This window comes from Mitsuaria chitosanitabida ATCC BAA-476 = NBRC 102408 (genome assembly GCF_001598255.1).
Lineage (GTDB): Bacteria > Pseudomonadota > Gammaproteobacteria > Burkholderiales > Burkholderiaceae_C > Roseateles > Roseateles chitosanitabidus.
Genome location: NZ_BCYP01000024.1, coordinates 122,413 through 137,530, shown reverse-complemented (window position 1 = coordinate 137,530; position 15,118 = coordinate 122,413). Strand labels below are relative to the sequence as shown.

The window sequence follows — 15,118 nt, the reverse complement described above, 5'->3', positions numbered from 1 at the left end:
ATACTCGACGCGTCGGCAGCCAAGGCACACGGCCCCGTCACAAGCGGGGACCGAGGTCAGCCACCCATCAGGAGACTCCCCGCATGAACGCCCCCTTGCCCGAACACATCCTGCGTGCGCTAGAAAAGGTCACGCTGGACGACAAGTACGCACTCGACGAGGGCCGCGCCTTCATGAGCGGCGTCCAGGCGCTGGTCCGCCTGCCGATGCTGCAGCGCACCCGCGACGCCATCGCCGGTCTCAACACGGCGGGCTTCATCTCCGGCTACCGCGGCTCCCCGCTGGGCGGCTACGACCAGGCGCTGATGGCCGCCAAGAAGCACCTGGCCAAGCAGAACATCGTCTTCCAGCCCGGCGTGAACGAGGAACTCGGCGCCACCGCCGTCTGGGGCACGCAGCAACTGGACCTGTTCCCCGAGAAGAACAAGTTCGACGGCGTCTTCGGCATGTGGTACGGGAAGGGCCCCGGCGTGGACCGCTCCATCGACGTGTTCAAGCACGCCAACATGGCCGGCACCTCCAAGCACGGCGGCGTCATCGCCATCGCCGCCGACGACCACATCGCCAAGAGCTCCACCGCCGCGCACCAGAGCGACCACGTCTTCAAGGCGGTCGGCTTCCCGGTCTTCTTCCCCAGCAGCGTCCAGGAAATCCTGGACATGGGCCTGCACGCCTTCGCGATGAGCCGCTTCTCCGGCCTGTGGTCCGGCATGAAGACCATCCAGGAGATCGTCGAGTCCTCGAGCAGCGTCAGCGTCGACCCGGACCGCGTCCAGATCCTCATGCCCGAGGACTTCGAGATGCCCCCGGGCGGCCTGCACATCCGCTGGCCCGATCCGCCGCTGGATCAGGAAGCTCGGATGATGGACTTCAAGTGGTACGCCGCGCTGGCCTACGTCCGCGCCAACAAGCTGAACCACAACGTCATCTCCACCCCCAACGACCGCATCGGCCTGATCGCCTCCGGCAAGGCCTGGAACGACACGCGCCAGGCGCTGCACGACCTGGGACTGGACGACGACGCCTGCCGCCGCCTGGGCATCCGGCTGCACAAGGTCAACGTGGTGTGGCCGCTGGAAGCGACCATCACCCGCGACTTCGCGCAGGGCCTGCAGGAGATCCTCGTCATCGAGGAGAAGCGCCAGATGATCGAGTACCAGCTCAAGGAAGAGCTGTACAACTGGCGTCCCGACGTGCGCCCCAACGTGCTGGGCAAGTTCGACGAGACCGAAGGCGACCAGAGCGGCGGCGAATGGTCGCGTCCGAATCCCAGCACCAACTGGCTGCTGCGCCCGCAGGCCGACCTGACGCCGGCCATCATCGCGCGCGCCATCGCCAAGCGGCTCAAGAAGCTGGGCGTGGACGCGGACACCGCGGCGCGACTGGAAGCGCGCGTGGCGCTGATCGACGCGAAGGAGCAGTCGCTCAAGTCGGAAGAGAAGACCGCCGGCGGCGCGGACCGCACGCCGTGGTTCTGCTCCGGCTGCCCGCACAACACCAGCACCCGCGTGCCTGACGGCTCGCGCGCGGTGGGCGGCATCGGCTGCCATTACATGGTCACCTGGATGCCCGGCCGCAACACGGCCACCTTCACCCAGATGGGCGGCGAGGGCGTGCCCTGGGTCGGTCAGGCCCCGTTCACCACCGAGCAGCACATCTTCAGCAACCTCGGCGACGGCACCTACTTCCACAGCGGCATCCTCGCGATCCGCCAGTCCATCGCCTCGGGCGTGAACATCACCTACAAGGTGCTCTACAACGACGCGGTCGCGATGACCGGCGGTCAGCAGGTCGGCGAGCGCCCCGAGGGCCACAGCGTCACGCAGATCATGAACAGCCTGATCAGCGAAGGCGTGGCCAAGCTGATCATCGTCACCGACGAGCCCGAGAAGTACGACGGCAAGCCGCTGGCGGCCGGCGTCACCGTGCATCACCGCGACGAGCTGGATGCGCTGCAGCGCCAGTTCCGCGAGATCCCCGGCACCACGGTCATCATCTACGACCAGACCTGCGCGACCGAGAAGCGCCGCCGCCGCAAGCGCGGCAAGATGGTCGATCCGGCCAAGCGCACCGTCATCAACGAGCTGGTCTGCGAGGGCTGTGGCGACTGCTCGGTGCAGTCCAACTGCCTGTCGGTGGAGCCGCTGGAGACCGACTTCGGCCGCAAGCGCCAGATCAACCAGAACACCTGCAACAAGGACTTCAGCTGCGTGAAGGGCTTCTGCCCGAGCTTCGTCACCATCGAGGGCGGCGAACTCAAGAAGCCCAAGAAGGACAAGCGCGTCAGCCCCTTCGACGCCTCGCTCCCCGCGATCCCGCAGCCCACCGTGCCCAACGCGATCGAGGCCTGGGGCATCGTCGTGGCCGGCGTCGGCGGCACCGGCGTGATCACCATCGGCCAGTTGCTGGGCATGGCCGCGCATCTGGAAGGCAAGGGCATCATCACGCAGGACGCCGCGGGCCTGGCGCAGAAGGGCGGCGCGACCTGGAGCCACATCCAGATCGCCAACAGCCCGGACGCGATCTACTGCACCAAGGTCGGCACCGCCGAGGCGGACCTGGTCATCGCCTGCGATTCCATCGTCGCCGCCAACAAGACGACGCTGGCCGTGATGCGTGAGGGCCGCAGCTATGTCGCGCTGAACACGCACGGCTCCCCCACCGCGACCCTGGTCAACAACGCCGACTGGTCCTTCCCGGGCCACGCCTGCGAGGCCGCGATCGCCAAGGCCGTGGGCAACGAGCACGTCGGCATGTTCGACGCGGAAGAGGTCGCGGTGAAGCTGCTGGGCGACTCGCTGTACACCAACCCGCTGATGCTGGGCTTCGCCTGGCAGAAGGGTCGCGTCCCGCTGAGCCACGCCGCGCTGATGCGCGCCATCGAGCTCAACGGCGTGCAGGTCGACAACAACAAGGCGGCCTTCGAATGGGGCCGTCGCTGCGCCCATGACCTGGCCGCGGTGAAGTCGCTGTTCGCCGCGCAGCAGGTGATCAACTTCGTCAAGCGCCAGGGCGTGGACGAGCTGATCGCCAAGCGCGTCGAGTTCCTCATCGGCTACCAGGACTCGGCCTACGCCGACCAGTACCGCGCCTTCGTCGAGAAGGTCCGCGCCGCGGAAGCCCCGCTGAACAGCACCCGCCTGACCGAGTCGGTCGCGCGCTATCTGTTCAAGCTGATGGCCTACAAGGACGAGTACGAAGTCGCGCGCCTGCACACCGATCCGAAGTTCCTGGAAGGCATCAAGGCGCAGTTCGAGGGCGACTTCAAGGTCGTGCATCACCTGGCCCCGCCGATGCTGGCCAAGACCAACGACAAGGGCGAGGCGCAGAAGCGGCCCTTCGGCGCCTGGATCCGTCCGGCGATGGGCGTGCTGGCCAAGATGAAGGGCCTGCGCGGCACCGCCTTCGATCCCTTCGGTCGCACCGAGGAACGCAAGATGGAGCGCCAGCTGATCGTCGACTACCGCGCGACCATCGAGGCCGTGCTCGCCAAGGGCCTGAGCGCCGATCGCCTGCCGGTGGCGGTCGACCTGGCCCGCATCCCCGAGGACATCCGCGGCTACGGCCACGTGAAGGAGCGCAACGTCAAGGCGGCCCGCCTGAAGTGGGCCCAGCTGACCAAGCGCTGGCAGGACGCGGCGTAAGCCGTACGGCAGCACCGACGCGCCACGCGGCGCGTGCGACGGGGGTCCCCACGGCCCGCTCCGGATCTCCGGGCGGGCCGTGTCTCATTGGGGCGATCCGTGCGGATCCGGTGACCCTCTGTTGGGGGAACCGAGGTTTTCCCTGCGGCTCGCATCGATAGACTCGCACCCTTCGGCCCGCGCAGAGGCCATACATGCCCCACCCCCGGGGGCTTTTCGAGGGAGAGAACTCCAATGACCACCACCCCCTTCCGCTGGATGCGGACCCTGGCCGGCGCCCTGGCGCTCGGCGCCTCCTTGCTGGCTGCCACCGGCGCCTCGGCCCAGGCCGGCGACAACGAGTTCGCCCAGGTCATCGCCGCCGCCCAGAACGACATCGTCAAGGGTCCGCAGGACGTGAAGCTGTCCGGCCAGGCCGTGCTGCACCTGCCCGAGGGCAAGGTCTACATCCCGCAGCCGCACGCCGCCAAGCTGATGCACGCGATGGGCAACCCCGGCGACTACAGCGACCTGGCCGGCATCGTGTTCCCGCGCGGCGACGGCGACTGGTTCGTGACGATGCGCTTCGAGAAGTCCGGCTACATCAAGGACGACGACGCCAAGCACTGGGACGCCGCCGACATGCTCAAGAGCTTCAAGGAAGGCACCGAGGCCAGCAACGAGGAGCGCAAGAAGATGGGCGGCCGCGCGCTGGAGATCACCGGCTGGGCGCAGGAGCCGACCTACGCGGCCGACACGCACCGCCTGGTCTGGGCGATGAAGTCGCGCGAAGTGGGCGCGCCGGCCAACGAGCCGGCCGGCGTCAACTACAACACCTACGCCCTGGGCCGCGAGGGCTACATGAGCCTGAACCTGGTCACCGGCCTGGACGACCTGCCCAAGTACAAGGCCGACGCGCAGCAGCTGCTGGGCGCGCTGGAGTTCGACAACGGCAAGCGCTACGCCGACTTCAACGCCAGCACCGACCATGTCGCCGAGTACGGCCTGGCCGCGCTGGTGCTGGGCGTGGGCGCGAAGAAGCTGGGCCTGCTGGCGGTGATCGGCGCCTTCTTCCTGAAGTTCGCCAAGATCATCGTGCTGGCGGTGGTCGGCTTCGGCGGCGCGATCATGAAGTTCTTCGGTCGCAAGAAGAGCGAAGAGACGGTCTGACCGGACGGCGCCCGACATGATCAAGCTCTTGCTGCTGCTCTTCTCCGGCGCCAAGTTCGGCAAGCTGCTGTTCAGCGGCGGGACCATGCTGCTGTCGGTGCTGGTCTATGCCTGGATCTTCGGCTGGCGCTACGCGGTGGGCTTCATCGCGCTGCTGTTCGTGCACGAGATGGGGCACTTCATCGCGGCGCGCCAGAAGGGCTTGAACGTCGGACTGCCGACCTTCATCCCCTTCGTCGGTGCCTGGGTGGAGCTCAAGCAGATGCCGCACGACGCGCAGACCGAGGCCTACGTCGGCCTGGGCGGGCCGCTGCTGGGCACCGTGGGCGCCACCGTCTGCTACCTGCTGGCGCGCAGCTGGGACCTGGACTGGCTGTTGGCCGTGTCCTACGCCGGCTTCTTCCTGAACCTGTTCAACCTGATCCCGCTGTCGCCCTTCGACGGCGGCCGCATCACCGCGGTGCTGTCGCCGCGGATCTGGTTCGCGGGCGTGCCGGTGCTGATCGCGCTGTTCCTGTACCGGCCCAGCCCGATGCTGCTGGTGATCGCGCTGCTGGCCGCGCCGCAGCTGATGAAGGCCTGGAAGTACCGGGCCGATTCGGAGGAGGCCCTCACCTACTATGCGGTCCCGACCCGCGTGAAGTGGGAGTACGCCGCCTACTACATCGGCCTGGCGGCCTTCCTCGCCGTCATGACGCACGACGTGCACGAGATGCTCGGCGGCCTGCGTCACCTCCGCGGCGGCGCCTGACGCGCCCCTCCCGGGGACCGTCGACGCGGCGCGCGCCCGTCGATGGTGTCCGGGATCAGCCCTTGCGGCCGACCGGCTTGACGCGGCCGACGGCCTTGGCCGCCTTCTCCAGCGCCTGCGCCTGACGCGGCCGCAGATAGCCCAGCGCGAAGCCCGCCTGCGCGGCGGCAGGCACGTCGCCCCGGGCCATGGCCAGCGCGAGCTGCTCGCGCGCCTCGGCGAGTCCGACCTCCAGATCGTTCAGCGCGCCCAGCCTCTGCTGCGCCTCGTGCACCTGCGCGAGCAGCCGCCCGCGCGACGCCAAGGCCTTCTTCGAGAGACGAGCGCCGGCGGCGCCGCCCGGCAGCGCGATCGCGAGCTCGAGCGCCAGACGGATCTTGCGCAGGCGACGGCGCAGATGATGTCGCCCCTCGGTGTCGAGTCGATCGAAGCGCTTGATCTGCTGGTCGGCCGCGGCGCGCCACGCGTCGATGCGCGCGTGGACGATGGCCAGGTCCTCGTGCGTCTCGGGCGCCGGGCGGGCCAGCCAGCCGATGATCGCGAGCATCCAGCCCTGCACGTTCCTCGCGTGCAGCAGCGCGGCGACGTCGACGGGTCGAGCGGTCCCGGACTCCACGGCGGCCGACGGCCGCTCGGCGTGCCACGCGGCGAGCATCGCCACGCGCCACGCGGCTTCCGCCTGGGCATCGGCGTCGCGGGCCACGGTGAGGTCGCGCGACAGCGCGCCCGCGCCGTCCGCGAGCGCCTGCAGCGCGACGTCCCCGTCCTCGGCCAGCAGGCGCAGACCCGCGCGCAGGCGACGCAGACCGACGCGCAGCTGATGCAGGTGCTCCGGCTGGTGGCGGCCGCTGGCGATCTGCGAGGCGTTGCCGACGATGGGCTCCAGCGACTCGCGCAGCAGCACGTGCAGCGCGTCGTCGCGGCTCATGTCGCCGGTCCAGTGAAGGGCGGACGAGACCGAGACCGGCGCGCAATCCAGCTGGCGCGCGAGCAGGTCGCCGCGCAGCGCCTTGGTGCGCAGCTCCAGCGTCAGGCCGAAGCGCTCGACCGCCCATTGGCGCGCGACTTCCAGCACCGCGCGGGCCTCGCCGCTCTTGAGCTCGATCTCCACTTCGGACACCGGCGTCGAACGCAGCGTGTCGCCCTCGCCGGCGAGCAGCGCGCCGTGATCGAGCGCCAGCTCGACCGTGCCGAACTTCGTGCGCATCGAGCGCGAGAGCCGGGTGATGTCGGTGCGGAACAGCGGCTGCAGCGCGCCCTCGGGCAGTCGGGCCAGCAGCTGCTGCAGCGCCTGTCCGGCGGGATGGTCCGCGTGACGGGCCACGTCGAGCGTGGGCGCCTCGGCGCCCAGCGGCACGTTGTGCTCCAGGCGCGTCATGCCGTCGGGCGCGGCGCCCTTGAGCGTCTGCACCCAGACCTCGCCCTCGCGACGCAGGCGCAGCGCGAAGCCCGCATGGGCCAGGTCGCGATCCACGGTGTCGAAGTAGGAGGCCTGCAGCCGCTCCTGTACCGGGGTGGACCGGGCATCCCCCGCGACCCAGCGCCGCACGGCCGGCCATTGCGATTCGGGGATCTGGAAGCGGAGCTCGATTTCGTTCATCGGGGGAGTGTCGCATGGGGGGTTTCCCCATCGTCCACCGGCGCCCCTGCCCGATCGAACCACAGCTCCACCGCACTCCCTCGCACGCGCAGCACCGCGAAGCCGTCGCCGGGGTGATCGTCCCAGGCGCTGACCACGCAGCGCAGGCGCCGCCCGTCGGGTCCGTCGAACTCGAAGGCCTCCGGCGCGGCGAGTTCCTCCGCGGCCGTGATCGCGAACGGCCACGGCGCATAGAGCGCGGAGCTGTGGACCGAGTGGATGCGCACCGGCGCGGCCTCGCCGTCGACCGCCGAGATCTCGGCGCTCACCCAGCCCGAGCGGTGCTCGTCGCCGGACAGGAAGGTCAGCCCGGCGGCGCGCGCGCGCCAGATCTCGCCGAGCAGCTCGTGCAGGCTGTGCGGGTAGCCGTCCCAGGCGTCGGAGCGCAGGCTGCTGGCCGGATGCTCCGCCGTCGTGCGTCGCCGCGGCAACGGCAGCGAGCCGCACAGCATGAAGCGCCGCCGGCCCGCGCTGCGGCCCAGCCACTCGGCGAAGGCGTCGCGCTGCACCGCGGACCACATCCGCGCCGTCGACCAGTTCGCGACGCGCCGGGCCTCGCGCTCGCAGCGCGCGTCGGCGATGAAGAAGGACGCGCCGCGCCAGTCGAAGTCGTGCCACAGGGTCTCGGGGCCGCCGACGCGCGCGCCGGCCTCCCAGCGGTGATCCCAGGCCGCCTGGCGCGCCACCTGGAACCAGGGCCCGTTGCCGTCGCGATGGCCGGGCTCCCAGTTGTCGATGATCTCGTGATCGTCGATGCCATGGACCACGCGGGCCACCGTCGGCGGCAGCAGGCGCGCCGGACCGGCCTTGAACTCGTTGTAGCTGCGGGCGTACCGCTCGACGCCGCTGCGCGAGTCGGCCAGCCCGCCGCTCGCGTCGGCGTAGATCTGATCGCCCGCGAACAGCACCAGCGAGCAACGCCGCCCCAGCGTCGTCGAGCGCGCGAAGCGGTGCATGCGGGCCATCGCGGCCAGCGCGGGTCCGGCCTGCGCCGGGTCCAGCTCGCAGCCGGGGCTGACGTCCAGGATGCCCGGCGGGTACTGGCAGGCGGCCACGACGAAGCACACGCCCTCGGCCTCTTCCGCGCCATCGGCCTGCGCCGCCGCGCGGTCCTGCGCGTCGGGCTCGCCCGGCGAGGGCACGAAGCCGTGCGCCCAGCGATGCGGCGGCAGCGCGAGCAGTTCCTCCAGCGCCCCGTCGACCTGCTGGCGCAGTTCCTCGCGGTCGAGCTCGTGCATGACGCCCTGGCGCTCGCCTTCCATCGCGACGGCGCGCGGCTCCAGATAGAGCCCGAGCAGCAGAAGCCCGTTCATCTCGAGGGGCAGGTCCTCGGGCGCCGCGCGACCCGCGCGCGGCGCGGGCGGCGGGAAGCGCGTCACGTCGAGCGAGAAGCGCCAGGGCTCGCCCGGCTGTCCCAGCGCGGGCGGCACGAAGGCCTCGACCTGCCAGTCGACATCGGCCAGGCGCTCGAAGCGCGAGTCGCCGCACCACCGCATCGGCACGCGCAGCAGCCAGTGCGGCCAGCCGCGCTCCGGCCGCAGCGCGCTGAGCAGCGGCACCCGGTCGCCCTCGGGCGCGGCATGCTCAACGCGATGCCAGGGCGCGTCGGCGCAGACCAGCAAGGTCCGTTCGACCTCGCGCGCGGGCGGCGCCGTCAGCGCCTGCAGGGTCGTGCCCACCATCGGCGCGGTGATCGTGCTCATGTGCCCTCTCCTTCCCGCGCCCCGTCGCGATCGCCGTGCTCGTCGGCCAGGAAGGCCAGCACGTAGGGGAAGACCTTGGTCTCGATGTCGCGGCCGATCAGGCAGTCCTGATGGCCGTGGCCCGCGATGACGCGGTAGTGGTAGCGGCCCGGGGCCGACTGCGCGTAGTAGTCGGCCAGCAGCTCGGCGCTGTCGGCGCTGCACAGGCCGTTCTGCTCGCCGTGCAGCGACAGCACCGGGAAGGACTTGAGCATCGCCAGGCTCTTGGCCAGGCTGTCCAGATAGACGCTCGCGCCCTGCCAGTCGGTGATCTCGTGACAGCGCGCGAAGTGCACCGCCTGCGCCACCGTGTCCATGTTCAGCGGGCCGAAGTGATCGTCGATGAAATCGAAGACCGGCTGGTCGACGTTGGTGATCGCGAAGTCGCGTCCGTAGAGCAGGTCCATCCGATGCCGCGTCCCCGTCCAGGGCGTGCGCTTCATCTTCCAGATCGGCCAGGGGGGCGGGTTCTCGATGTCGAACTCCGCGTCCGGGTAGGGCAGGCTGGACAGCAGCCGGTCGGTCACCTGGTCGAGCAGCGAGGGCTGGCCCTCGGGCCGGAAGGCGAAGTCCTGCAACGGCAGGTAGGGCCGCAGGTACTGCATCAGCACGCCGCGCAGGCTGTTCGTCGGCGACATCACCATCAGCGGCGTGACCTGCGAGATCACCAGCTTCGAGATCTTCCCCATCAGCCCGCGACGCAGCGCGTAGAAGCGCTCCCAGGGCTGCTCGCGCGGCTCCAGCAGCGCCATGTGCAGCATCACCGAGCCCATGCAGTGCGCGAAGACATGCAGTCGCTCACGACCCGTCTCGCGCAGCACCCGGTCGACGGCCAGCGGGATGTCGTTGAAGGCGGCCTCCTCGAAGGTCCAGGGCAGCTTCGCGGTGGGCAGGCCGGCGCTGGTGCGCATGTCCACGATCCACACGTCGTAGCCCTGGTCCCACAGCAGCTTGGCCGGCCCCGGCTGCACCGAGTGGTGCGCGAAGGTCGTGCCGCTCGCGCTGTAGCCGTGGAGGAAGAGCACCGGCGTGCCGCCGGTCCGCGCGTAGCGGGTCAGGCGGACGATGACCGGCCGGTCGTCGTCGTCGCGCGCGGGGCGGTCCAGGTCCTGGCGCTGCGCGCCGGCATCGCCCCAGCGGCCGGTGGCCATCTCGATGACGGTGGGCTCGGGCAGGCCGGGCACGCTGCCCGGCAGCCGGTCGATGCGGCGCGGCGGCGGCGTGTCGGGCTTGCGGAAGGTCCACACATGCAGACCGAGGGTCATGCGCGCGATGTAGGCCATCAGCGCGCCGACGTCCCGCACGCCCGACGGGATGTCGCGCGCCTGGCGGATGCGCAGCAGCGGCATGCGCTCGCGCGCGAGGTGGTGCAGGTCCAGGTCGAGCTGGATGTCGCGCGCCCCCGGCGGCGGCGCTAGGCCGGCCACCGGCTCGAGCTTCATGCGGCTCAGCTGCGCCCACGGATTGCCGCGCCGCGTGTAGCTGATGCGCTTGTACCCGCCCAGCGTCTTGTGGCGCAGGCCTTGCGCCCACGCGGGCAACTCGGCCGTGTCGTCGATGCGGACGGTGTAGCGCATCAGGCGCGCCTCGCCCGCGTGGCCCGACAGATGCCAGGCGTTGACGATGCGGGCCCACACGCCCGAGGACGGATCCCCCGGCGCCTTCGGCGCGCTGCGGCCGCCGGCCCAGTCGACCAGACCCTGCCAGCTGTCGCGCAGGCCGCGGTTCATGAACCAGGCCCAGAGTCCGCGCGCGTGGCGTCGCAGCGGACTGGAGGCCTCGCGCTGGAAGATCGCCAGCTCGCCCGCCACGATGGGCACGGTGAACAGCGCGTTGTCGTCGCCGCGCTCGACGTGCGGCCACAGGCGGCCGTCGCCGGCGCGCGGGCCGACGATCTCGAAGTGCCCGGGCCGCGTCTCGCGGGCCTCGAACACGCGCAGCATGCTGCCGGGCGCCGAGACCAGCTTGCGCGCGGGCCCCGGCCGCAGCAGCTCGGCCACCGCCTTGGGCTGATAGACGAAGCACAGCTCCAGGTACTTCAGCGGCGAGCCCGTCGCGCCGGGCCAGCGCACGAAGCCGCCCAGCCGCTCGCGCACCTCGACGATCGTGGGCGAGTCGGGGGCGGCCTCGTCGCGCGCGACATCGCTGAAGCGCGGTCGCACACGTTCCCGGCGCGTCGGCGCGGGAGCGGCGCCGTCCAGGCCCCAGAGCGTCACCAGCCGATCGAGCGCGCGCTCCGCGAGCGCGCTGATGGTCAGCGCCGGATTGATGCCCAGCGAGGTCGGCACGATCGCGCCATCGAGCACGACCAGCCCCTCGTGGACCGCGACGCCCTCGCCCGCGAAGACGCGTCCGTGGGAATCGACGACGCCGTCCGCGCCGATGTCGCCCATCGAGCAGCCACCCAGCGGATGCACGCTGATCATCGGCCCGCGCGCGCCCGACATCAGGAAGGCCATCTCCTGCGGCAGCAGCTGCCACATCGGATTGCGCAGCAGCCGCGCGCCCAGCGGCCGCAGGCGGCGCTCGAGCAGCTCGTGACGGCGCGCCACCGCGGGCTCGTCGCGCAACCCGGGCCAGGCGACCTGCAGGCTGCCGGGTTCCTCGCAGCCGTCCTTCAGCGTCAACCGGCCGGTGCCGCTGTCGCGGCCGATGATGGCCATGGGCAGGTAGCGGTCGGTCACCGAGGGCCGCACCGCGAAGGGGTCGTCGAAGTCCTCGCGCTCCTCGTGCGGCCCCGCATTGGCGCGGCTCAGCGCGTCCAGCGTGCCGGCCAGCGCGAAGCTCTCCTCGAAGAGCGGCCGCAGCGCGCCGGGGATCGCCAGGTCCTGCACCACATGGTCGGTGCCCGCCGACAGCATCGCGGTGATGGTGGGGCCGACCTCGCGGGCGCGCGCCGGCTGGCGCTCGTCGGCGACGGCGTGCACCGCCTTCGGCAGGTCGTGGCCGACGGTGATCACGTCGCCGTTGGCCGAGAAGGCCTGGCCCAGCATCCGCGACAGCGGTAGCCCGCGATCGCGCGAGCGCATCAGGATCTCGGTCGATCCCAGGCTGCCCGCGGCCAGCACCACGCGGCGCGCGATGACCTCGAAGGGCTCGCCCTGTCGATCGCGCAGCAGCTCGTCGGTGTGCTGCACCCGGACGCGCCAGCCGACACCGGGCACCGCCTCCAGGCTCTCGACGCTGGCGCCGCAGACCAGCTCGGCGCCTTGGCGCCAGGCCTGCAGCAGCAGGCTGGTGTCCAGCGACTGCTTGGCCTCGTGGTTGCAGCCGGTGGCGCAGTCGCCGCAGGCGGTGCAGGCGCGATGCGCCCAGGCCGCCGCGCCGCGCGGCTGTTCGTCGAAGGCCACCTGGATGCGCACCGGCCGCGTGCGCGCGGGATCCAGCGCGCGCAGCGCCTCCAACCGGCGCGGCTTGTGGCCGCGCAGGCGCTCGATGGTGTTGTCGCCGTCGGCGTCGCGCACGCCCAGGTGGCGCTCGGCGCGCTCGAACCAGGGCGTCAGGTCCTCGTCCAGGAAGACCTGGGGCCAGCCGGGCTCGCGGAACACGCCCGGATCGGGGCGCTCCATCACGCCCGCGTTGATCAGCGAGCCGCCGCCCAGACCGTTGCCCAGCGCGACGCAGACGTCGGGGCCGATGCGCAGGTCGAAGAGCCCTTCACGCCGACCCGCCGGCGAATCGCCGCCGGCCGTGGCGAGGCGCACGTGGCCGGCCAGCTCGGCGAAGCGGTTGGGGAAGGATCCCGGCAGGTACTCGCGGCCGCGCTCGAGCACGACCAGGCGTTGCGCTCGCCCCTCGGCATCGCGCCGGCCGGCGAGCGCATGGGCCGCGGCCGCGCCGCCGTAGCCGCTGCCCACGACCAGCACGTCGACCGCCGCGGGGCCGGGCTCGGGCTCGGCGTAGCGCTCGGCCATCCAGTCCTCGAGCGGCCGCGACAACCAGCGCGTGCCGAAGGGGCGCGCGTCGTCCCGCGACGCCGAGGCGCGCGCGCGTGTGGAGGCATCGGCCGCGTCGGGCGCGGCGAACGGACGCGCGCCGCCGGGATCGGCCGGCGGCGCGGGGGGTGAAGACGAGGCGCGATCAGGCCGGGCTGGCGGCGCCTCCTCGAACGGACGTGACATCGGAACCCTCCCTGCGGTGCTCGGCCAGCGCGGCCTGCATCGCGTTAATCAGCTGTTCCTCCGTGACCGGCTTGTGCAGCAGGGTCAGTCCGGCCTGGTGGGCGTCACGCAGGCGTTCGGGCGCGGTGTCGCCGCTGATCAGCAGCGCCGGCAGGCCCGGGAAGGCGCTGCGCAGGGAGCGGACGGCGCTGATGCCGTCCTCGCCGCCGCGCAGCCGGAAGTCGGTCAGCAGCAGATCGGGCTGCTGACCCATGCTCTTGAGCAGGCCCTCGCGCGTCGAGCCGGCCACCAGCACCTGGCAGCCGTGCGCGCTCAGCAGCGCGTGCATGGCCACGCGGACCGGCTCCTCGTCGTCGATCACCAGCACCCGCACCGGCGGCAGCGAGGGCCCGTGGCGCGGCGCCGCGTCGGGGCGCACGGCGCTGATGTCGGCGGCGGTCACGTTCAGCATGAAGCTCGAGCCGTGGCCCGGCGCCGAGCGCAGCGCCAGGTGCAGGTCCAGCAGGTCCACCAGACGCGTGACGATGGACAGCCCCAGGCCCAGACCCTTGGCGCGGTCGCGCTCGGGATTCCCGACCTGATAGAACTCCTCGAAGATGCGCGCCTGCTCGTGCTCGGGGATGCCCAGGCCGGTGTCGCGCACCGACAGGCGCCACACGTCCTCGTCCTGGCCGCGGCTGACCTCGACGGCCACCTCGCCGCGCTGCGTGTACTTGATCGCGTTGTCGATCAGGTTGCGCACCACACGCTCGAGCAGCACCGGGTCGCTCTCGACGCAGGCCTCGGGCGGGCAGTCCAGGCGCAGCAGCAGCTGCTTGCGCAGGGCCACCGGCTGGAACTCCCGCTGCAACCGCGCCAGCCAGGGCTGGAGCGCGAAGACCTGGTTGTTCACCGGCACCACGTTGGCGTCCAGCTTGGAGATGTCCAGCAGCGCGTCCATCTGCGAGGACAGCGACTGCAGCGCCAGGTTCATCTGCGTGACGATGACGCGGCCTTCGTCGTCCATCGGGCGCTTGTCCAGCGCCGCGCCGAACAGCGACAGCGTGTGCATGGGCTGGCGCAGGTCGTGGCTGGCCGAGGCCAGGAAGCGCGTCTTGGCCGCCATGGCCGATTCCGCCTGCGACAGCGCGGCGCGCAGCTGCTGGTTGCTCTTGATCTGCTGCAGGCGGATGAGGACGGACTCGGCGAACACGCGGTAGGTGTCGCGCGCCAGGCCGGTCAGGATCACGCCGAAGAAGATGATCAAGGCGGCCAGCAGGCCGTCGAGCCAGCGGTAGTCGCCCGAGTCGTGGAACAGCCCCCAGGCCAGCGCGTTGGCGACCGTCACCGGCCACAGGAAGACCTGGAACACGACGCGATGGCCGGCGGTGGTCGCCACGGCCCCGGCGCACAGGCCCAGCAGCACGATGGTCTGCACCATGCGCTGGAAATCGCTGAAGTGGGGCGCGACGATCAGCGACAGGCTGAAGGTGACGCCGTTGACCAGGCTCAGCAGGACGGCCCAGTTCAGGCGCTGCTCGAGCGGACGCTGATGCATTTCCGGCAGACGGCCCAGCAGGGCCCAGCGGGCGGCCAGCACGGTGTACGCCAGCGCCAGCCAGCCGAAGGCGATCCACGCGGACACGACGTTGGACGCCATCAGCGCCAGCGCGAAGGCCGCGATGCCCACGGGATAGGGGACGCGCCGGCCCTGCTTGCCGATCAGGCGCAGCAGTTCGAGGTCGACGCTCGCCTGTTCGGCGCTGCGTTCACCCGCCATGGCCGGAGGGGGCAGCGCCTGGCCGCTGCCGCGCATGGAAATGCATGTTTTTTGTAAACCTTGTACTGGGCCGGCAATATAGCTCGCCCTCCCCGATCACCCCAAGCGGGGCCGCGAACGGCTGGCGCTCGCCAGGGCGGTTGGCACGCAAGCTGTGAGCACGTCCCGAGGGGAGCGTGGCGCCTGACACGGATGACACGGCAGGTTGCCGGCGCCAGATAAAACTATGCCGACCACCGCCGCCCTGATGGGCTTTGGTAGGTCGGCATAGCACTCCTCCCCTTGATCACGACGCTGAGGTCCAGGCAGCGCG

At 71.2% G+C, this 15,118-nt stretch carries 7 protein-coding genes; 3 read left to right on the top strand and 4 right to left on the bottom strand.

Annotated elements, in window-relative coordinates; genetic code table 11:
• The first annotated feature begins 83 nt into the window (after positions 1–83).
• The 3 genes from MCHT01_RS16345 to MCHT01_RS16335 all read left to right on the top strand — a co-directional run bounded on the left by MCHT01_RS16345 (position 84) and on the right by MCHT01_RS16335 (position 5,544).
• Entirely contained in the window at positions 84–3,644 is a 3,561-nt protein-coding gene (locus MCHT01_RS16345; protein WP_067066458.1) for an indolepyruvate ferredoxin oxidoreductase family protein, read from the top strand.
• 234 nt (positions 3,645–3,878) lie between these two features.
• On the top strand, positions 3,879–4,793 hold the full coding sequence (locus MCHT01_RS16340) for a DUF2167 domain-containing protein (protein WP_067066456.1): 915 nt from the start codon (positions 3,879–3,881) through the stop codon (positions 4,791–4,793).
• A 16-nt stretch (positions 4,794–4,809) separates the two neighbouring features.
• The gene (locus MCHT01_RS16335) at positions 4,810–5,544 is read left to right on the top strand and encodes a site-2 protease family protein (RefSeq protein ID WP_067066454.1); all 735 of its coding nucleotides are present in this window, start codon (positions 4,810–4,812) and stop codon (positions 5,542–5,544) included.
• A gap of 55 nt (positions 5,545–5,599) precedes the next feature.
• Here the strand turns inward: MCHT01_RS16335 and MCHT01_RS16330 are convergent, their stop codons facing one another.
• Genes MCHT01_RS16330 through MCHT01_RS16315 form a run of 4 tightly spaced genes read right to left on the bottom strand, consistent with a single transcriptional unit; the run spans position 5,600 to position 14,841 of the window.
• Entirely contained in the window at positions 5,600–7,144 is a 1,545-nt protein-coding gene (locus MCHT01_RS16330; protein WP_067066452.1) for a CYTH domain-containing protein, read from the bottom strand.
• On the bottom strand, positions 7,141–8,886 hold the full coding sequence (locus MCHT01_RS16325) for an alkaline phosphatase D family protein (RefSeq protein WP_067066451.1): 1,746 nt from the start codon (positions 8,884–8,886) through the stop codon (positions 7,141–7,143). Before MCHT01_RS16325 ends, MCHT01_RS16330 begins: the two co-directional genes overlap by 4 nt.
• Positions 8,883–13,046: an alpha/beta fold hydrolase gene (locus MCHT01_RS16320; protein WP_067066449.1), complete on the bottom strand. Its 4,164-nt coding sequence runs from the start codon at positions 13,044–13,046 to the stop codon at positions 8,883–8,885. The genes MCHT01_RS16325 and MCHT01_RS16320 overlap by 4 nt, the downstream gene beginning before the upstream one ends.
• On the bottom strand, positions 13,006–14,841 hold the full coding sequence (locus MCHT01_RS16315) for an ATP-binding response regulator (protein ID WP_067066447.1): 1,836 nt from the start codon (positions 14,839–14,841) through the stop codon (positions 13,006–13,008). The genes MCHT01_RS16320 and MCHT01_RS16315 overlap by 41 nt, the downstream gene beginning before the upstream one ends.
• Positions 14,842–15,118: the final 277 nt, after the last annotated feature.